Origin of the sequence: Mesorhizobium sp. M0894, from assembly GCF_040319725.1 — a bacterium.
Taxonomy (GTDB): domain Bacteria; phylum Pseudomonadota; class Alphaproteobacteria; order Rhizobiales; family Rhizobiaceae; genus Mesorhizobium.
In genome coordinates, this window is sequence record NZ_JAMYOG010000002.1 from 560,170 (window position 1) to 579,259 (window position 19,090).

26 protein-coding genes are annotated in these 19,090 nt (G+C 60.5%); 25 read left to right on the forward strand and 1 reads right to left on the reverse strand.

What is annotated here, in order from left to right:
• Positions 1–10: 10 nt before the first annotated feature.
• From NKH91_RS06065 to NKH91_RS06100, 8 genes are all read left to right on the forward strand, one after another.
• The gene (locus NKH91_RS06065) at positions 11–208 is read left to right on the forward strand and encodes a hypothetical protein (protein ID WP_352883761.1); all 198 of its coding nucleotides are present in this window, start codon (positions 11–13) and stop codon (positions 206–208) included.
• A complete protein-coding gene (locus tag NKH91_RS06070; RefSeq protein ID WP_352883764.1) occupies positions 205–462 on the forward strand; it encodes a hypothetical protein in 258 nt (85 codons plus the stop codon). The genes NKH91_RS06065 and NKH91_RS06070 overlap by 4 nt, the downstream gene beginning before the upstream one ends.
• Positions 459–686 carry a hypothetical protein gene (locus tag NKH91_RS06075; RefSeq protein WP_352883767.1) on the forward strand — a complete coding sequence of 76 codons (228 nt, stop codon included), beginning with the start codon at positions 459–461 and terminating at the stop codon, positions 684–686. The genes NKH91_RS06070 and NKH91_RS06075 overlap by 4 nt, the downstream gene beginning before the upstream one ends.
• Positions 683–832 carry a hypothetical protein gene (locus tag NKH91_RS06080; protein WP_352883770.1) on the forward strand — a complete coding sequence of 50 codons (150 nt, stop codon included), beginning with the start codon at positions 683–685 and terminating at the stop codon, positions 830–832. Before NKH91_RS06075 ends, NKH91_RS06080 begins: the two co-directional genes overlap by 4 nt.
• The gene (locus NKH91_RS06085) at positions 833–2,482 is read left to right on the forward strand and encodes a toprim domain-containing protein (protein WP_352883773.1); all 1,650 of its coding nucleotides are present in this window, start codon (positions 833–835) and stop codon (positions 2,480–2,482) included. It abuts the gene before it with no gap.
• A complete protein-coding gene (locus NKH91_RS06090; protein WP_352950960.1) occupies positions 2,463–2,666 on the forward strand; it encodes a hypothetical protein in 204 nt (67 codons plus the stop codon). Before NKH91_RS06085 ends, NKH91_RS06090 begins: the two co-directional genes overlap by 20 nt.
• Before the next feature lie 202 nt (positions 2,667–2,868).
• Positions 2,869–4,836, forward strand: coding sequence for a DNA polymerase (locus NKH91_RS06095; RefSeq protein WP_352883778.1), 1,968 nt, complete (start codon positions 2,869–2,871; stop codon positions 4,834–4,836).
• Between the two features lie 67 nt (positions 4,837–4,903).
• Positions 4,904–5,173 carry a GIY-YIG nuclease family protein gene (locus NKH91_RS06100; RefSeq protein ID WP_352869749.1) on the forward strand — a complete coding sequence of 90 codons (270 nt, stop codon included), beginning with the start codon at positions 4,904–4,906 and terminating at the stop codon, positions 5,171–5,173.
• A 110-nt stretch (positions 5,174–5,283) separates the two neighbouring features.
• Here NKH91_RS06100 and NKH91_RS06105 read toward each other — a convergent pair whose 3' ends face one another.
• Positions 5,284–5,613 (reverse strand): DUF3592 domain-containing protein, encoded by a 330-nt coding sequence (locus NKH91_RS06105; RefSeq protein WP_352883781.1) that lies wholly within the window; start codon positions 5,611–5,613, stop codon positions 5,284–5,286.
• 180 nt (positions 5,614–5,793) lie between these two features.
• Between NKH91_RS06105 and NKH91_RS06110 the strand changes: the two genes are divergently transcribed.
• The 17 genes from NKH91_RS06110 (at position 5,794) to NKH91_RS06190 (ending at position 19,074) form a co-directional block, all read left to right on the forward strand.
• A complete protein-coding gene (locus NKH91_RS06110; protein WP_352883784.1) occupies positions 5,794–6,528 on the forward strand; it encodes a hypothetical protein in 735 nt (244 codons plus the stop codon).
• Positions 6,525–6,737, forward strand: coding sequence for a hypothetical protein (locus tag NKH91_RS06115; protein ID WP_352835000.1), 213 nt, complete (start codon positions 6,525–6,527; stop codon positions 6,735–6,737). Before NKH91_RS06110 ends, NKH91_RS06115 begins: the two co-directional genes overlap by 4 nt.
• Positions 6,738–6,742: 5 nt before the next feature.
• Positions 6,743–6,970 carry a hypothetical protein gene (locus tag NKH91_RS06120; RefSeq protein ID WP_352775737.1) on the forward strand — a complete coding sequence of 76 codons (228 nt, stop codon included), beginning with the start codon at positions 6,743–6,745 and terminating at the stop codon, positions 6,968–6,970.
• Between the two features lie 61 nt (positions 6,971–7,031).
• Positions 7,032–7,157: a hypothetical protein gene (locus tag NKH91_RS06125; RefSeq protein ID WP_352775740.1), complete on the forward strand. Its 126-nt coding sequence runs from the start codon at positions 7,032–7,034 to the stop codon at positions 7,155–7,157.
• 3 nt (positions 7,158–7,160) lie between these two features.
• Entirely contained in the window at positions 7,161–8,753 is a 1,593-nt protein-coding gene (locus tag NKH91_RS06130) for a portal protein (RefSeq protein ID WP_352883787.1), read from the forward strand.
• Positions 8,746–8,910: a hypothetical protein gene (locus NKH91_RS06135; protein WP_352775745.1), complete on the forward strand. Its 165-nt coding sequence runs from the start codon at positions 8,746–8,748 to the stop codon at positions 8,908–8,910. The genes NKH91_RS06130 and NKH91_RS06135 overlap by 8 nt, the downstream gene beginning before the upstream one ends.
• Positions 8,910–9,752, forward strand: a complete 843-nt coding sequence (locus NKH91_RS06140) for a capsid assembly protein (protein WP_352883791.1) — start codon at positions 8,910–8,912, stop codon at positions 9,750–9,752. The genes NKH91_RS06135 and NKH91_RS06140 overlap by 1 nt, the downstream gene beginning before the upstream one ends.
• A 90-nt stretch (positions 9,753–9,842) precedes the next feature.
• Positions 9,843–10,226 (forward strand): M15 family metallopeptidase, encoded by a 384-nt coding sequence (locus NKH91_RS06145; protein ID WP_352883794.1) that lies wholly within the window; start codon positions 9,843–9,845, stop codon positions 10,224–10,226.
• Positions 10,208–10,507, forward strand: coding sequence for a hypothetical protein (locus NKH91_RS06150; RefSeq protein WP_352883797.1), 300 nt, complete (start codon positions 10,208–10,210; stop codon positions 10,505–10,507). Before NKH91_RS06145 ends, NKH91_RS06150 begins: the two co-directional genes overlap by 19 nt.
• The gene (locus NKH91_RS06155; RefSeq protein ID WP_352883800.1) at positions 10,477–10,773 is read left to right on the forward strand and encodes a hypothetical protein; all 297 of its coding nucleotides are present in this window, start codon (positions 10,477–10,479) and stop codon (positions 10,771–10,773) included. Before NKH91_RS06150 ends, NKH91_RS06155 begins: the two co-directional genes overlap by 31 nt.
• Positions 10,733–10,972, forward strand: a complete 240-nt coding sequence (locus NKH91_RS06160; protein ID WP_352883804.1) for a hypothetical protein — start codon at positions 10,733–10,735, stop codon at positions 10,970–10,972. The genes NKH91_RS06155 and NKH91_RS06160 overlap by 41 nt, the downstream gene beginning before the upstream one ends.
• A gap of 805 nt (positions 10,973–11,777) precedes the next feature.
• Positions 11,778–12,710: a major capsid protein gene (locus NKH91_RS06165; protein WP_352835019.1), complete on the forward strand. Its 933-nt coding sequence runs from the start codon at positions 11,778–11,780 to the stop codon at positions 12,708–12,710.
• 79 nt (positions 12,711–12,789) lie between these two features.
• Positions 12,790–13,377, forward strand: a complete 588-nt coding sequence (locus NKH91_RS06170) for a phage tail tubular protein A (protein ID WP_352883807.1) — start codon at positions 12,790–12,792, stop codon at positions 13,375–13,377.
• Entirely contained in the window at positions 13,377–15,851 is a 2,475-nt protein-coding gene (locus NKH91_RS06175; RefSeq protein ID WP_352883810.1) for a phage nozzle protein, read from the forward strand. The genes NKH91_RS06170 and NKH91_RS06175 overlap by 1 nt, the downstream gene beginning before the upstream one ends.
• Positions 15,851–16,315: a hypothetical protein gene (locus NKH91_RS06180; protein ID WP_352883813.1), complete on the forward strand. Its 465-nt coding sequence runs from the start codon at positions 15,851–15,853 to the stop codon at positions 16,313–16,315. Before NKH91_RS06175 ends, NKH91_RS06180 begins: the two co-directional genes overlap by 1 nt.
• Before the next feature lie 3 nt (positions 16,316–16,318).
• Positions 16,319–16,864 (forward strand): virion core protein, T7 gp14 family, encoded by a 546-nt coding sequence (locus NKH91_RS06185; protein WP_352883816.1) that lies wholly within the window; start codon positions 16,319–16,321, stop codon positions 16,862–16,864.
• On the forward strand, positions 16,864–19,074 hold the full coding sequence (locus NKH91_RS06190; protein ID WP_352883819.1) for a hypothetical protein: 2,211 nt from the start codon (positions 16,864–16,866) through the stop codon (positions 19,072–19,074). The genes NKH91_RS06185 and NKH91_RS06190 overlap by 1 nt, the downstream gene beginning before the upstream one ends.
• Positions 19,075–19,090 lie beyond the last annotated feature (16 nt).

Below are 19,090 nucleotides of genomic sequence, written 5' to 3' on the forward strand. Positions count from 1 at the left end.
AGGAATGCACATGCGCCAATTGCCTGCGCCGACCGTCAACGACGGCTTCCGCGTCACCCCTGCCGAGAATGGCGGATACATCCTGACCATCAACGACCCCCGCAAGGACGGTCTCTATGCCCAGCCTGAGGCTGCCTTCACGGGCGCCTTGGACATGATTGCATGGCTTGCCCGCGAGCTGAGCGTGACCGTGACGGTGAGCCAATGAGCCGAGCGTCAATCTCCCTGAGCGACCTCCGCAGATACGCCGACAAGCTGCCGGACTTCTACTCCCCGGATCGGCCGCGCTACTACAAGGTCGCCGTCATGCCGCGCATGGTGGAGCCCTACGCCTACTACGACGCCCGCATTGATCGTGTCGACATCCAGACCATCGAGTTCCACTGCCGTGAGACCCACGTCGACGGCGTCCGTGCCCTCGCTTGGTACTATCACGACATCCTCGTGAAGGTGGCCGTATGAGCCCCAAGGAAATGGCAGAAGACCTCGCCGGGGACTTCTTGGAGTTCGCCAAAGACCTCCTCAAGGTCAGCCGCGAGGACAACGTCAAGGCCATTGCAGGACGTCCCGTCACGCATGTCTACGACGCCGCCGAGATGGCCCGTATCGTCTTCACGACCGCCTATCAGGTCCACCACCGGCTGATGTCTGTGGCGAACACGATGCGGATCGAGGAGGTCGGGTGAGGCCACTCTCCGACGCGGATAGGCTCTCGCTTCTCCGCTACCAGCTAGTCCTCAGTGCAGGCCGGCGCATGGGCAAATTCCTGCTCACCGCCGAGACCGTCAAGCACCAACTCCAGCAGTTCCAGAACACCCCGCCGCAAGGCTGAATGCACGAAACCGACAGTGAGTTCCTGCGCAAGGAGCCATGCCCATCCTGTGGCTCCCGCGACAACCTCGCCCGGTACTCAGACGGCCACGCCTACTGCTTTGGCTGCCGCCACTACGAACCCGGAGACAACGATTTGACAGACCAGACCGAGGCTGCAGAGCCCCGGAACGTAGACTTCGTCCCACTCGGGGAGCCCGCGGATTGGGCAAGCCGAGGCATCAACCTCGAAAGCGCGCAGAAGTGGGGCTTCACCCGTTCGACCCTGAACGGCCAGCCCGTCCGCTTGTTCAACTACCGAAACAGCGCGCAACAACTCGTCTGGCAGAAGGTCCGGTTCCAAGGAAAGGACTTCCGGTCCAAAGGCAACAAGGAGGACATGTGCCTCTACGGCCAGTGGCTATGGCGGGACGGCGGCAAGCGCGTCGTCATTGTCGAGGGCGAGCTGGACGCGATCTCTCTCAGCCAAATGCAGGGTCACAAGTGGCCCGTCGTCTCGATCCCCAACGGGTGTGACGGCGCGGCCAAGGCCCTGCGGAAGAACCTCCAGTGGCTGGAGCAGTTCGAAGAGATCGTCCTCATGTTCGATCAGGACGAGCCCGGCCAAAAGGCAACCGACGAATGCAAGCTGATCCCGTTCACACCGGGCAAGCTGAAGATCGCCACGCTGCCCCTCAAGGACGCCAACGAGATGCTCATGGCGGGCCGCGTCAAGGAGACCATCGACGCCCTTTGGGGTGCCAAGGTCTATCGTCCTGATGGTCTCGTCGGTGTCTCCGACATCATGGGCGACCTCCTCAAGCCGGTCGAGTACGGGCTGCCGTGGTGCCTGGAGGAGCTGACCAAGCTCACCTACGGACGCCGTGACGGCGAGGTCTATGGCTTCGGCGCAGGCACCGGCATCGGCAAGACCGACTTCCTGATGCAGCAGATCGCGTTCGACATCACCGAGTTGAAGCAGCACGTCGGCGCAATCTTCCTCGAACAGAAGCCAGTCGAAACGGCGAAGCGTGTTGCAGGCAAGTTGGCCGGCAAGATGTTCCACGTCCCCGACGCTGGCTGGACACCCGAGGAACTGACCCGCGCCGCCACCGAGCTGGATGGCAAGCTGTTCTTCTACGACAGCTTCGGCCAGACGGACTGGGAGCTGGTCAAGGGGCACATCCGCTACATGGCCGTGAGCCTCGGCATCAAGCTGATCTACGTCGATCACCTGACAGCCATGGCCGACACGGGCGACGAGAAGGGCACCCTAGAGCAGATCATGAAGGAGATGGCGGGCCTCGCTATGGAGCTGGGCATCATCATCCACTTCGTCTCGCACCTGTCGACGCCTGATGGGAAACCTCACGAGGAAGGCGGGCGCGTCATGATCCGCCACTTCAAGGGCTCCCGAGCGATCGGCTTCTGGTCCTACTTCATGTTCGGCCTCGAAAGAGACCAGCAGAACGAAGATCCGATTATCGCCACCACCACCATCTTCCGCATTCTCAAGGACCGCTACACCGGCAGGGCCACGGGCAAGACCATCATGCTCGGCTTCAAGCAGGAAACAGGCCGCTTGTTTGTGCGGGACGACGATCCCTTCAAAGACAAGGACGCCCAACAGCATGGCTTCTCTAACGAGAGCGATGATGACCTGCCTTTCTGAGGCGCTGTCGTTCGTGATGGCAGCCCTCCTTATCCTCTGGATCGCGGCAACCCCGCATCCAGCCCCACAGCCCGGCAATGAGTGCCGCGTGTATGCGACCGGCCTCTATCTTCCTTGTTCGAAGGTGGGGCCGACCGAAGCCAAGTTCCGCGACGTCTGGCTTAGCGAGGGGCAGGACATCTGACCTTCGATCATACCAATGAGAACGTCCCCTCAGCGCTGATCGTTCGGCGCGAGGGCTCCCGCCTAATCCTCCAAGGCAGAACTGCAACCATCGTCCTGTTCGCGAAAGCGTGGATGGACGTGGTGAGCGCAATTCAAGAGGTAATGCAATCTCCCGAACCACCCTCGTCTTCGACATCGAGACGAACGGACTGATCCCAGAGATGACCACGATCCACTCGTTGGTCATCAAGAATACCGAGACCGGAGAAATCTGGTCATGCGACGACCACCGGAATCGGAACGGCTATTTCGTCAAAGACGGCCTCCTCCTCCTGATGAACGCGGACGTCATCGTCGGCCACAACATCCAAGACTTCGACATCCCGGCGATCCAGAAGCTCAACCCGTGGTTCAAGCCGAAGGGCCTGATCCGCGACACCCTGATCATGTCCCGTCTCATGTACGCGGACATGCTCGACGCCGACTTCCGGCAAGAGAAGCGCCTCGGTCTCAACAAGTGGATCAAGAAGCAGCTCATGGGCCGACACAGCCTAGAGAGCTGGGGCCAGCGCATGGGGCTCTGGAAGGGTGACTACGGCGAGATCATGAAGGCGGCTGGTGTCGCCCAAGGTCTCAAGGGCGATGCGCTCACCGCGTTCGTGTGGGGCAACTGGTCCCAAGGGATGCAGGACTACTGCGAGCAGGACGTCGAGGTCACCGACCGGCTCTGGCAGAAGCTGATCAAGAAAGGGTTCTCGGAAGAGAGCATCCAGCTTGAGCATGACGTGCGCCGCATCGTGGCCCGTCAGGAGGCCTACGGGTTCGCCCTCGATCTCCCCAAGGTCCACGCGCTGCACAGCACCCTCGCGCAGCGCAAGGCCGACCTGGAGCGGATGTTGCAGGCTGAGTTCAAGCCTTGGTATCGCAACCTCGGCCCGAAGACCCCGACCATCGACCGTAGTGTCTCGCAGAAGCACCTCAAGCCTGTCGGCCACGAGGTTGACCGCAAGGGCAACTTCAAGATCGACAAGAAGACCGGCGAGAAGAAGCCGATCTGGCCGAAGATACACTACTCGACCGACGCTCCGTACACCGAGGTCAAGCTGGTCCCGTTCAATCCGGGGTCACGACAGGACGTCGCCAACCGGCTGAAGAAGTTGTTCGGCTGGAAGCCCACGGAGTTCACCTCCGATGGTCATCCGAAGGTCGACGACGAGACGCTCAAGGGCCTCCCCTACCCGTCCGCAAAGGTCCTGACCGAGTACTTCGTCGTTCAGAAGCGCATCGGCCAAGTCGCGGAAGGCAAGGAGGCGTGGCTCAATCACGAGCGCAATGGCCGCGTCCACGGAAAGGTTGCCACCAACGGGGCGGTGACGGGTCGCATGACCCACTCCAAGCCAAACATGGCTCAGGTCCCGGGCATCCACGACAAGAAGACCGGTGAGCTGCTCCCATACGGCTACGAGTGTCGGGAATGCTGGACCGTCGGAAAGGGCAAGAAGCTCGTCGGCTGTGACGCTGATGCGTTGGAGCTGCGAGACCTGGCTGGGTACATGGCCGCCTACGACGGTGGCGCGTACATCAAGACTGTCCTCGAAGGAAAGAAGTCCGAAGGGACCGACATGCACACCCTCAACGCGAAGGCGCTGGGGTGCAGCAGAGACGTCGCCAAGGTCTGGTTCTACGCCTTCATCTACGGCTCCGGTGACGAGAACCTCGGGAACATCCTCGGTGCCACCTCGTCGAAGGCCAAGGCAATCGCCGCTGGCAAGCAGTCCCGTCAGAAGTTCCTCAAGGCTCTTCCGGCGCTCGGCAAGCTGTCCGGAGCGGTGCAGCGCAAGGCCAAGACCCAAGGTTGGATCAAGGGCCTTGACGGTCGCATCCTCATGGTTCGCTCGGCCCATGCCTCCCTGAACACGCTCTTGCAGTCTGCCGGTGCGATCCAGATGAAGCGCGCGCTGGTGATCCTCGACAACAACCTACAGGCCCTCGGGATGGTCCCGGGCGTCCACTACGAGTTCGTCGTTAACGTCCACGACGAGTGGCAGATAGAGGTCGATGAAGACAAAGCAATTCTGGTGGGGAAGGAGGCCGAGAAAGCCATCCGTCTCGCTGGAGAATACTACAATTTCCGCTGCCCTCTCGCCGGCAACTCCGTCGTGGGAACGAACTGGGCAGAGACACACTAAGGCACCCCTCAACGCTCCGGGCTACGTCTACATCGCGGTCAACGCGGCGTGGCCCGGGCGCTGCAAGGTGGGTCTCGCCAAGGACCTCAAGAACCGTCTGCGGCAGATGAATACCAACGACCCCGAGCGGGGTTACCGCTTCCATGAAACGAGGAGATTTGATGATCGCAAACAAGCTGAGGCAGTTCTTCACGAGTTGCTGGCTGGCTATCGCATCGCCGGCACAGAATGGTTCGACCTACACCCAGAAGATGCTGCCGGTCTGCTACGGGGGCTCCATCGCAGGACTGCTGCAGACGGCAGATCGGGAAGCGATGAAGGAAGCCCTGACGAATAAGTACGGCATCAGGGAAATCGAGGGGTAACCGTGGCTAGCGGCCTCTAAGAGCCTGACCCGAAACTCGGGATTGGGCGTGGAAGCGGTTGAGTGGCCCCTACCTTGCTGAGCTACGAAAACAGTACGCATTCATCCGGTTTTCTTGGATTTACCTTTATGAGCACAGTGTCTCCGGCATGTTTATTGGTCGTCTCTTTTCTATAAAAATTCCTCGCTACTGAGTCGTATTTCTTGCCATCGAACAAGTAACTCACTCGTAAATTATACGTGACAGGATCAGGAGCCGCAGTCAATCTATCTACAACCCTGGACTCAATCACCGGCCAAGCTATCGCCTTCGCTTCAAACCTATACTCCTGAATAGTTGCAAGAGCAAAAACAACGACCGCAATTATAAAGACCACGAAGACAAAAATAAAACCAGCATGATAGTTCTCCATTCTTTCTACGCCGACCTTTCTAGAAGAAATTCGCTATCCACGCTATTACCGCCGAGGGCAGGTAAGCCCGCCCGGGATTGAGCATCGAACCTAGAAGCCGTTCGATTAAAGCGTCCATCTCATCGCACTCCCCATCAATCAAGGTGCGATAATACCACCGAAACAATCGAAGGAGAACTATTGAGAACACTGCTGATCGACGGGGACATCCTCGTCGTATCGACTGGAGCTGCCCTTGAAGTCGAGACCGACTGGGGCGACGACGAGTGGACCCTGACATGCGACGTCGCAGAGGTTAAGGCCACCGTACTCTCCACAATCAAACGCCTTGAGCGAGACCTCGACGCCGACGCCTCGGTGATAACTCTCTCAAAGGGCACGACGTTCCGCCACGACCTCTACGCCGGCTACAAGAAAGGCCGCTCACGCAAGCCTGTCGGTACCAACGAGGTCAAGCGCTGGCTGATCGAAGAGCATGGCGCGAAGTACAAGCCGGGGATCGAGGCTGACGATGTCATGGGCATCCTCGCGACCAACCCTCGGCTGATCAAAGGCGAGAAGGTCATCGTCAGCCAGGACAAGGACATGCTCACGATCCCTGGCCTGATCTACCGCAATAGCAACATCATTGAGGTCAGCCCCCGGGAGGCCCTCCACAACTTCCTCAAGCAGACCCTCACAGGTGACATAACGGACGGCTATCTCGGCTGCCCGGGCATGGGACCTGTCAAGGCTGAGAAGCTCCTCGCGGCGATCCAGCCTGGTGACCTCTATTGGCCTCACATCGTTGCCGCCTACGAGAAGGCCGGCCTCACCGCCGACGACGCGCTGCTTCAGGCCCGCCTCGCCCGCATCCTCCACAACGACGACTACGACCACGCAAAGAAGGAGCCCATTCTGTGGACGCCCCGGTGAAATCTGACGGGGGTTCCTCGTCCTACTACCTCATCCCTGAGGATGCCAAAGAGCTGATGGACCTGATCGAACACAAGAACATGGGCTTCAGCATCGGCAACATCTTCAAGGCTTGCTACCGCCTCGGTTCCAAGGATGGCACGTCCCGCGCCTACGACCTCAGGAAGATCATCTACTTCGCCCAGCGCGAGTTGGATCGCCTCGGGTGAATAGGGTGACCAATAGCACTACGGAGGGCTTTCTTAGCCCCCCGTCAGTCTCTCGGGAGTTGATCAAATACCTTCAACAGGTGTTCCGAAATCAGATCCCCGACATCACCATTTCCGACCGTGAGCTTGGGGCCAAGATCGGAGAACAGCGGGTGATTAGTCACCTCGACGCTATCCTCCAAAATCAGGAAGAAGACCTCCTCACCAATGTGCTTCAGCAAGCCAAAGATTGAGAAGGCCGACCCGGTCGCGCCTCCTCCACCCCCGGCCAATGACAAGCCCCTCGCGCCTGTCTTGAACGAAACGTCCCGCCTCGCCAATCAGGAAGGCGCCACCGCCAATGCCGCCCGCAGGGGCCGCAAGGCACTGACCATACCGCTGGCTCGTACTGGCGGCTCCGGCATCAACATTCCACAGTAATCCGTGGCCGAACAAGCGGTAACGATTACTGCGAAGGCTCTCTACGATCAGCTCGCTCAGTCCCGTGATCCCTACCTAGTGCGGGCGCGCAGGGCTGCCGAGCTGACGGTCCCGTATCTGGTGCCCAAAGACGGCACCTCGGGATCAACCACGTTCACAGAGCCCAACCAAGGTCTAGGCGCTCGGGGCGTCAGGCAGCTCGCTTCCAAGCTGAGCATCAGCCTGTTCCCCATCAACGCGCCTTTCTTCAAATACGAAATCGACGACATCGCGCTCGCTGACCTGACCAAGGCCGACGACAAGCGTGGTGAAATCGAGAAAGCACTCAACGCCCGCGAACGCGCCGTCATCAGCGAGATGAACGGTTCCATGTTCCGGCCCATCGCCTTTGAAGCCTGCCGCCAGCTCGTGGTTGCCGGCAACTACCTCCTGTTCATCCCGAAGAAGGGCAAGCCTCGCGGCTTCCGCCTGACTTCCTACGTGGTGAACCGCGATCCCGCAGGCAACGTCCTCGACATCGTGGTCAAAGAGGTGGTCGCTAGGGTGGCCCTCTCGGAGGACATCAAGGCCAAGATCGGCGCAGTCACTAATGTGGCCACCGCAGATCGCGAGGCCGAGGTCGACGTCTACACGAAGATCACCCTCGACGACGCCACGAACCAGTACATCGTCACCCAAGAAATCGACGACGTCGTGATCGACGGTGAGTACTCTGGCAACTATCCGGCTGACAAGCTCCCGTGGCTCCCGCTCCGCTTCACCTATGTGGAGGGCGAGGACTACGGGCGTGGCTTCGTTGACGAATACATCGGCGACCTGAACTCCCTCGAAGTCCTCACCGGAGCCCTCCGTGACGGTACCGTGCAGGGTGCCAAGGTTGTCTGGATCGTCTCCCCCAACTCGACCATCAACGTCAACAAGCTGGCCAAAGCCGAGAACGGTGGGTTCGTCCAAGGCGACATCAACGCCGTGCAGGCGCTGCGTCTCGACAAGGCGAACGACATGGCCGTGGCCGAGCGGTTCATCGCTCAGCTCACCGAACGTCTCTCCTTCGCGTTCCTCCTGAACACCGCCATCCAGCGGAGTGGGGAGCGAGTGACGGCTGAAGAGATTCGGTACATGGCTGGTGAACTCGATCAGGGTCTCGGCGGCGTCTATTCGCTGCTGGCCGAAGAGTTCCAGATGCCTGTCGCCAAGCTCTACGAAGCTCGCATGGAGTTCGTTCGCAAGGTGCCTCCGCTTCCCAAGGAGATCACCTCCACGTCCATCGTTACGGGCCTCGACGCCCTTGGACGCGGCAACGACCTACAGAACCTCGACAGCTTCATCGCTGGCGCCGCCCAAGTCGGTGGTCCCGAAGCGATTGGCCGATACGTCAACCTCGGCGAGTACTTCAAGCGCCGTGGAGCTGCCCTCGGTATCGACATGGGTGGCCTCATCCGCACCGACGAGGAAATCCAGGCGTCCGACCAGCAGGCCCAACAGATGGCCATGGTCCAGCAACTCGGCCCTCAGGCAATCGCTCAAATGGGCGGCATGGCCAGGGAGGGCATGAAACAGCAACCCCAAGCCACGACAGGAGAACAGAATGGCTGACGAAGTGACAGAAGGCGCGACCGGCTCCACCGAGCCCGCACCCGAAACCAAAGGCGCGAACGGCCCCGCTGGCCCCGCCCCGAAGAAGGCCAAAGAGCCGAAGCTCCCGGCCAACCATACGCTGCTCAATAGCGGCAACGTGCTGGTGGCCCATTAATGTCGGTTGAGACCATCCAGGTCCAAGCCGCCCAGCCGACCGCAGAGGAAGCCGCAGCGGCCCTCGCGGAAGCTGCCAAGACCGCCCCGACGAACGAAGCCGAAGCCCGCGCCAAGCTCGACGCCGAGAAGGCCGCAAAGGAAGCCCCACCGGCCCCTGAGCGCCCCTCTTGGTTGAACGAGAAGTTCGCCACCCCGGAGGACATGGCCAAGGCTTACGATGAGCTTGAGAAGAAGCTCGGCGCTCCGAAGGAAGAGCCCAAGCCGGAAGCCGAGAAGACCGCCGAAGAGAAGGCGAAGGAAGAGGCAGACAAGAAGGCAGCCGAAGAGGCTCCCAAAGGTGCTGCCGAGACCATCGCCGAGCTGAACAAGCGGTTCGAGGCGAACGGCCAGAAGCTCACCGAGGCTGACTACGAGCTGGCTCAAAAGAGCGGCTACGACAAGGTCACGGTCGACAACTACATCGCCGGCCAACAGGCGCTCGCCGAGATGGCGACCCAGCGGATCACTTCCGCAGCCGGTGGCAAGGACAGCATGGACCGCATGTTCGCATGGGCCTCCACGTCCCTACAGGCTTCCGAGATCGACACCTTCAACAAGTCCTTCGAGGGTGCCGACGTGAACGCTGCCGTGGTCGCCATGGAGCAGCTCAAGGCCAAGTACGAAGCGGCCAACGGCAAGGACCCGACGCTGATCGGCGGCAAGCCGGCTGGCAGTGCCGTGGACACCTTCACGAGCTGGGCGGAAGTCCAGACCGCGATGTCTGACGAGCGTTACACCAAGGACCACGCCTACCGGCTGAAGGTCGAGCAGAAGCTCGCCCGGTCCAACAACATCCGCTAACTGGAATCGACCCCCCACGCCTCTGTAGGACCATGGTGACTACACCAGCGTCTCAAGCGCACCCCGGGGGGTCCCTCCAACAAGGAACCCATGGCTTTCACCCTGGGCGCGAAGTCGCTTGCCAATTTGGCAGGCGTCCATCCTGACCTCGTCAAGGTGGTCAAGCGCGCCATTGAAATCACCACCCAAGACTTCACGGTAGGAGAAGGTCTCCGCTCAAAGGCGCAGCAGGCCAAGAACGTCGCAAAGGGCGTCTCGACCACCATGCGCTCCCGTCATCTCGACGGCCACGCAATCGACCTCCTGCCCATCGTGAACGGCAAGCCGACCTTCGACTGGAAATTCTACTACCCCCTCGCGGCAGCCATGAAGCAGGCCGCTAAGGACGTTGGCGTTCCCATCGAATGGGGCGGCGACTGGAAGACCTTCAAGGACGGTCCCCACTTCCAGCTCCCATGGGCCTCATACCCGTGATGACCAAGTCGAGTAGGCGCACCTCCAAGATGTTCCTGCTCGGCAACACCGGGTTGGCTTGGGGGCTCGCCTTCTATTCCCTCTACACCAACCAAGGGACTGCCGCCGTGGCATCCTCGCTGGCCCTGATCGGCTCCCTCTACGGGGCCTATGTCGGTGTCGGCCACATGGACTACCGGCGCTTCCTCAATTTCTTCAACGGACAGGAGACGTCCCTATCATACCCCGCATCTACGGGTATCTCGCCGGATTGCTCGCCGTCCTCGCCCTCGTCGGGGTGATCTACGGCAAGGGCCGGCTGGACGCCAAACATGCAACCGAGATCAGCCAGCTCACCGAGACAATCGAGCTGACCAACGCGGCGCTCGACAAGGAACGCACAGCGCGCCAGTCCGACGCCATCATCGCTGCCGAGAACGCCAAACGTCAGGCAGCCCTCCAGACCAAAATAGGCGAATTGAACCAGTATGTGGAAACGCTCGAAGACGCTGATCGCGAGTGCCTTAGTGGCGCTGACGTTGAGCGGCTGCGCGACCTCTGGCGCTAAGTTCGCCAAGCCGCATTACCCTGAGCTGCCCGCCGATCTGCGGGTATGCTTCGAGACCCAAGTCGCCCCGCCGTCCAGCGGCGTGATGACCAAGAAGCGAGTGATCTTCTTGATCGCTGATCTGAAGAAATCGGAGACCGAGAAGACCGACTGCGGCAAACGCCTCATCGCCTTCTACGACAACCTCGCAACCGGCTAAAGTATCTTGACGTACAAATTCCCGAACCGCTCTCTGACATTGTCTGTACGATAAAGTTGAAGCTCTATGGGATTGGCAGAAACAGGAATCTCCATGTTCGAATTTCCGTTAGAAAATGCGCAACAAATCTCGGGTCCGGCATTTGCGCCAGCAGAATAAAGCGAGAATACATACTTGGATTTAGTCGTGCGTATTGTTAGATAGTATCTATCGTCAAACGACGCATTGCAAGGAGCAAATTTTATACATGAAGACTTGGATCTGTAGAGCAAATTATTCCCCACGGCGAGCACCGCATCGATAGAATAAATTTTGTCGTTCTTCTGCGCTTCAGTCGGCAGAGCGGACGACGAAAGCAAAACCAGCGCTAGTAGGATGCGCATTTCGAGTTTCTCCATGGTTATCAACCGACGTCTGGTCACAGAGCAAGATCGGGAAAGCCTGAACGACGTCGGACATTGGCCATTCGACGTCCTTCACGACAATAGCCACGGCGGGTGAGGCATAGCCTAAGGCCATCGCAACCGCCGCCACACCGCGTAGATGCATCAGAATCTTCCCCGCCGCTTAACTATGCTTGCCGCGCAAGCGGTTGTCTACCACCCAGTCAATTCCCGACGCCCTGTTCTGACAGATCACACCCCTCTTTAGGCGGTGATCAAGGAACCAAGGAAGTCTCACCAGAAGACCACTTGGAGACCCGCCAACCGCACCTGAGGGTGTGGAAGCCGGACAATCCCAATGACGCTTCCAGTGCTGCTCCGAGGTCCGCGCAAACCTCAGAACAACCACGGGAATACAACACATGGCCAATCCTGGCATCGTTTCCAATCTCGGTCAGGCCAACGGCGTCGGTGACGTTCAGGCCAACTTCGTCAAGGTCGCAACCGGCGAAATCCTGACCGCCTTCGCTCGCACTGTCGAGTTCGCGGACAAGCACATGGTCCGCAACATCTCGGAAGGCAAGTCCGCTTCCTTCCCGGTCACGGGCCGCACCTCGGGTGCCCGCTACCATACCCCGGGCGATCAGGTCCTCGGTACGGTCACGAAGTTCAACGAGCGCGTCATCACCATCGACGACCTGCTCCTGACCGACTACTTCACCGCCAACATCTACGAGGCGATGAACCACTTCGACACGCGCTCGGAGATGACCAAGCAGCTCGGCGAAGAGCTGGCTCAGGCATACGACCGCAACGTCGCCCGCACCATCATCCTCGCCTCGCGTGGCGCTGCCGTTGTCGATGGCCTGCCGGGTGGTGGCAAGATCGTCAATGCTGCCCTGCTCACGGACAGCGACAAGATGGCTGCGGCCTTCTTCGACGCTGCTGCAACGCTCGACGGCAAGTACGTCCCGGCTGACCGCTGGGGTGCCCTGAAGCCGGTGCAGTATTACGCTCTGGCGCAGAACACCAAGGTCATCAACCGTGACTGGGATGGCAAGGGCTCGTACTCGGACGGTAAGGTCGTCAAGATCGCCGACATTCCGGTGTTCAAGTCCCTGAACCTCCCGAACGGCACGAACGTGAACACCGGCCCGGCCAAGTACCAGGGCGACTTCACGGCGACCGCTGGCGTGATCTTCAACAAGGGCGCTGCCGGCACCGTCAAGCTGCTCGATGTCGCCATTGAGCAGGAATACATGGTCTCGCGTCAGGGCACCCTGATCGTCGCCAAGTACGCTGTCGGTCACGACAAGCTGCGTCCTGAGTGCGCTCTGGAGCTCGCTACGGCGTAATCCACCACTCTCCACCAATGAACCGGGGCTCCGAAAGGGGCCTCGGTTTTTTTCATTTCAACCTCTCTCGGAGGCATCTATGGCCGTTGGCCTGACCCCACTGACAGAGCTTGAGGCGATCAACGAAATCCTCGCGACCAGCGCCGAAAGCCCTGTGTCGACCCTTGAGGACAACCAAGTGATCGACGCCTCGCTCGCCATGAATACCCTTCGCGCCACCTCTGTGGAGGTCCAAACCGTTGGCTGGAACTTCAACTCCGAAGACGGCGTGAGCATCACCCCGGACCAGAATGGGGAGATCATCCTCCCGCGTAACGTCCTGAAGGTCGATACCTCAGGCGAAAGCTCCAGCATCAACGCTGTCCAACGCGGCCAACGCCTCTACAACAAGGGCGACCGCACCTACCAATTCGCAGGCCCGGTGACGGTCGATTGGGTCCTCGGTCTCGACTTCGAGGAACTCCCGTCCACCGCGCGCCTCTTCATCACAATCAGGGCCGCCCGCAAGTATCAGGATCGATACTTCGGTGATCAGGCCACCCACTCCTACACGCTGCAGGACGAGCAGATCGCTCGCGCCGCGATGATGGAGGAGGAACTCGAAAGCGCCGATCCGAACATGCTGACCGACAGTCAGTTCATGCAGCAGCTCCGGGGCCGCTCGTAGTGGCTAAGGTCTCCGGGTCGATCCCTAACTTCGCCAACGGCGTCAGTCAGCAGGCTATGGCCCTGCGGCTGGCTACCCAAGGCGACATCCAGACGAACGCCTATTCCACCATCGTGGATGGCCTCAAGAAGCGCCCTCCGACACAGCTTAGGGCGAACCTCGGGCCTGCCATCGAGGGCAACGTCTTCACCCATCAGATCAACCGTGACGCCTCCGAGCGCTACCAAGTGATCGCCACACCCACGGCGATCCGAGTGTTCACCCTGAACGGCGCTGAGCGTACCGTGACGGCTCCCAATGGCTACGGCTATCTGAGCTACGACAGCGGTGCGTTCGACCGTCCCCCTTATCGGGCACTGACGGTGGGCGACTACACCTACATCACGAACCAGACGGTCAAGGTCGAGCTGGAGACTGCGGTGATCGAGCAGCCTTCCCCTAGCGAGGCCCTGATCAATGTCATGGCTGGCAACTACGGCAAGACCTACACAATCAAGATCAACAACGTCGAGGTGGCTCGCTACCTGACCCCCGATGGTCAGAGTTCCGCGCAGACCCCCTCGGTGGACGTCTCCTTCATAGCCCGCCGCCTCGCCACTGGTGAGACCGTCCTGATGGAGGACACCGCCAATGACAAACCGAATGGCGACTGGACGTGGAAGGCCACTGACACGAACCTCGCCGCCAACGGGATAACCTCGGCCAACGGTTGGACCATCAAGGTCTTCAAGTCGACGATCTACATCAAGAAGGACGACGGCGCGGACTTCAGCGTCTCTGTCGACGATGGCTACAACGGCCATGCCATGAAGGCGATTCGCAAGACAGTTCAGGACTTCGCTGATCTGCCTGCCTACTGCGAGGACGACGTCGCCGTTGAGGTGGTAGGCTCGGTCGGTACCCAGTTCGACAACTACTTCGTTCGCTTTGACCGGCAGGACGCCAACTCCTCCATCGGCGTCTGGCGTGAAATCCCCAAGCCCGGGATTGTCACCGCGCTGAAGTCTTCGACGATGCCCCACGTCCTTATCCGTCAGGCAGATGGCTCGTTCACCTTCGACGTGGCCACTTGGGACAAGCGTAAGTGCGGCGACGACGTGATCGCTCCCGGCCCATCCTTTGTGGGTGAGAAGGTCAACGAGGTTCTGTTCTTCAAGAACCGCCTCGGGTTCCTGGCTGGCGAGAATGTTGTCCTGTCAAGGCACGGCAGCTTCTTCGACTTCTTCCGCTCCACGGCTACGGCTCTGCTCGACGATGATCCAATCGACGTTGCGGCGACCGACAACGGTGTCTCTGTGCTTCGCAGCGCGGTGGCCTCGTCGGACAGGCTGGTCCTGTGGGCCGACCAGATGCAGTTCACCCTCATGGGCAACGAGCTGCTGACCCCGAAGACAGCCTCGATCCGCCCCTCGACAGCGTTCTCAATGTCCAGCAAGGCGCGCCCTGTGCGGGCTGGCAATTCGATCTTCTTCCCGGTGAACCGTGGCCAGTTCACGATGATCAGGGACTACAAGATCGACGTGAACACCGGCCTAGCCGACGCCGAGGACGCTACCGGACACGTTCCGCAGTACATCCCGGGAACCGCCATCAGGCTCGCCGCGTCGACCCATGAGGACATCCTCGTGGTGCAGGCTGACGGAGACCTCACGTCCCTCTACGTCTACAAGTACTACTGGTCAAACGCTCAGCAGCTTCAGGCTAGCTGGTCCCGGTGGACCTTCCCCGGCGTGACATCGATCCTCGACATAGGCTTCATTGATAGCCAGCTCGTCTTGGTCCTCAACAGGGGCACTAAGGCGTTCATTGAGGTCATGGACATCCAGCCAGGTGGTGTCGACCCAGACATCCGCTTCGTGGTCAACCTCGACAGGCGGTTCAGGGTCGAGAACTACGGTCTCCGTACATACGATCCGTACACCAATCGGACCACGGTGCTGACGGATCACGACATGACCGAAGCTCCATACGTCTGTGTCACAGCGGGATCGCCGACGCCAATCCTTGAACCGGGATTGGAGATAAGCATCCTGTCCTCGGACATCGACGAAGTGGTCCTCCAAGGCGACCTGAGGGAAGTCCCGCTCTATTTCGGGACCACCTACGAGACACGTTACGGCCTGTCCACGATCTTCATCCGGCAGGAGAGCCGAAATGGCGGTGTCTCGGTAATCACCGAGGGCCGGCTACAGCTCATCAGCCTCCTGATCCAGTTCTCGAAGACCGCCTACTTCCGTGTCGAGGTCACCCCTCTGGCGCGCGAGACACGGGCCTACTTCTCGACTGGTCGTCTCATGGGCGATCCTAACAACAGGGCCGACGAGATCAATCTCAGCGACGGAGCCTTCAAGGTTCCGCTGCTGTCCAAGAATGACCGCGTGAAGGTCGAGATCGTGAACGACAGCTACCTCCCATCTTGCCTGCTCTCCGCAGAGTGGATCGGCAACTACGTCCAGAAATCGCAAAGGATTTGATGATCACAATTCGCAGGGCCAAGGTGGCCGACGCTATTTCCTTGGCCTCGCGTCTGCGTTCAGCAGATCGGGATGAGTGCAGGGCTTACCTCGGGATGGAACCTGAGGTGGTCCTGCCCCAGCTCGTCCAGCAGGGCAACTATGTGTGGGCCGGCGTGGAGCCGAACGGAGAGGTCTTCGGCCTCTTCGGTGTCGACCCCGTCCAAGGCAACCCCCATCTCGGGATTGTCTGGATGGTCTCTTCGCCCACCATCATGAAACACCGCCGAGACCTCATTGGCATGGCCCCTAAGTGGCTCAAGAGGCTACACCGGGTGCGTCCCCTTCTCGGCAATCACATCGACGCGCGCAACACCACGCACATCCGCTGGCTCAAACGCATGGGTTTCTCGTTCCTGAGAACCCACGCTGAGTTTGGCGTCGAGAAGCGTCCCTTCCACGAATTTGCAAGATTGAGGTCATAACGAATGTGCATTGGCGCAGTCGGTTTGGCTGTTGCCCAGTTCGCTCTGTCCGCAGCCAGCACTGTCGCCGGCTTCGTGGGCCAGCAGCAGCAGTACGAGGCGCAGCAGCAATACTACCGGAACAACCGTGAGGCGGCCAACAAGGCAGCCGTCAACACATACGCGGCTAATCAGAACCGTGCCCTACAGGAACGCAAGGCTGCCTCTCAGGAGCAGCAGAACCTCAACGTCGAGGCGATGCGAGGTAGAGCAACCGCAGAGGTCGCAGCCGGCGAAGCTGGCGTCACTGGTCTCTCCGTCAATGCCCTGATCGCCGACTACTACGGGCAGCAGGGCCGCTACGAGCGAACCCTCGACAACAATTACCAGATGCAGGCCGACTACCTCCGTGGGGAGATGGACGCCACCCAGGCGCAGGCCGAGGGCCGCATCAATTCGGTCCAGCAGGGCCAGCGGCCATCGTTCGCCGACGCAGCCATCCGCATCATGGGTGGGGGCCTCGACGCTTACGGCGGCTACCAGAGAGCTAGAGCAGCAGGGGTCGCTTAATGGCACAAGGAAGAGTTCAAGCCCCCGAACTGCAGTCGAACGTGCGGCTCACGCCGGCGCCGATGCAGTCGGACACCTACACACCCCCGCCGCAGCCGGCCAAGAACGAGAACCTCTTCCGGCTGGCTGACGCCCTCGGAGCCTTCTCGAACTCAGTCGGGAACCTCGTCGGTGTGACCGGGAAGAGCAGCAGGGAAGCCCGTGCGGCTGAGGATGCTGCATTCCAGATGCATGTCGCAGGACAGACCCTCGCAGAGACCCGCAAGGAGATCAAAGAGGGCCGCATGATGGTCACCGACGACAAGATTTCCAACGCGGCCCGTCAGTCGTACTACGGCGACAAGTGGGCTCAGGGGCTCGCTCAGGACACCGACGCTGAGCTTCAGACCAGCTTTGATTGGGACAAGGGGAACCCGGAAGAGTTTCTCGCCAAGAAGTTCCAAGACAGCATCAAGGAGAGCGGCCTCACCGACGTGAACGCCATCGCTTCGGCGGGGCGCGCGTGGGACCAGTACAAGACCTCGGTTCTCGCCAAGCAGCAGAAGTACCGGATCGACCGGACCAACCAGTCCACCGTTGACACCGCCTACGGGGTCATCACCGATAAGGTGAACGAATGGATCGGCAACGGCGTCGATCCTCAGAAGTTCGCATCGAACCTCAACGCCATGCGTGGCGAGCTGGGCACCAAGGGCTCCCTCGGGGCCGGCGAGGACGAACTCGATCAGCAGTACCTCAACGCCGCCGCTCGGCTTGCTCAGACGAACCCCGAGTACGCCGTGGCGATGCTGGACGCCGAGTACAGCGGACGCTCTGGAAAGACCTCCCTGTCGCAGCAGCGGGCCTACGCTGACCGCGTTCTGCAGATCAAGGCCGAGGCTGCCAAGGCAGTCGGGCTCCGCAACGACAGGAACGCTCAGACCGAGATCGACACCCAGGCCGACGGGCTCCTGGCCGACGATCGCCTCGACCGTGTCACCGACACGACTTGGTGGGATCACGACGGGAACCAGAAGACGGTCCCGGCTGCCACGATCAAGAAGGAAGCCTTCAACCGCTACCTCGAACGTTCCCCGCAGATCGCGGCGCAGAACAAGGAAGATGGCCAGCAGACCATGCAGCGAGAACTCCGCAAGGCACAGCTCGCTGGTCTCGAACATCCGGCCCTCAAGGGCGTCGTCACAGGAATCGCTGATGCCGCTTCGGTGGACATGACGCAGGACCCTGAGGCGATGAGCAGGGTGATGGACAAGGTCAAGACGGCGCGTTGGCTCTACAACGCCTCGAAGAACACCTACATGTCCTACCTCTCGGAAGCCGACCGTGACTTCATGGAGAGCTTCATCATCGCCAAGGACGACCTGACCGGCAAGGACGGCAGGCAGATGTCCGACAATGCGGCCCTAGAGTTCGCCGTGCGGACCTCGCAGCCTGTACAGGTCGACGGCCTGAACTTCACCCGAGACCAGAACGACAAGATCGACAGGTCGGTGAAGAGCCTCGCCGCGTCCGATGGTTGGTTCTGGTCGCACACGACGCCGTGGAACTCAGCAGCCGCGCAGCAGCGTGTGGCGTCCATTGCCAAGCGCCTCGTGCGTGGTGGCGTGGATCAGGACAGGGCCATTACGGTGGCCGCTGACAGCGTTCAGCGCAACTCGATCACCTACAACGGCACCCTACTGGAACTCGGTCAGGCGGCGCTCCCTGACAACTACAAGGACGCCCTCGACGGCATCATCGGGGACTTCGCTACGGGCAACCCGGGGGTCCTCAAGGATCACGACATCGGGACCGGCGACATCACCATCCTGCCGGCTCAGGACCTCAACCACTCTGGCGGCCGATTTATGCTGGCCGACAAGAACACGGGTCTCCCGCTGATGGATGACAAAGAAGGCACCCCCTACTTCGTCACCCTGAAGACTGTCCGTGATCGAGCCCGCGTGATGGACGACGCCAAGACCGCCAAGGCGGCTCACGACATCTCCATCAAGGGCGCTGCCAAGACCCACGGTCTGGTCCCTGCCAAGGCAGAGGACGGCAACGGCACGGTCTGGATCAACCCCAAGACCCGCGAAGCGTTCGACATCACCATCCCAGAGCCGGGCGGCAAGCCCAACGTCAAGAAGCTCGGCAAGCGCATCCGCAAGGACGCTCCGGTCTACGACGACAACGGCTTCATGCCCCCGCTAGGCGGCGCTAACCGCTAACCCTCGCAAGGCCCTC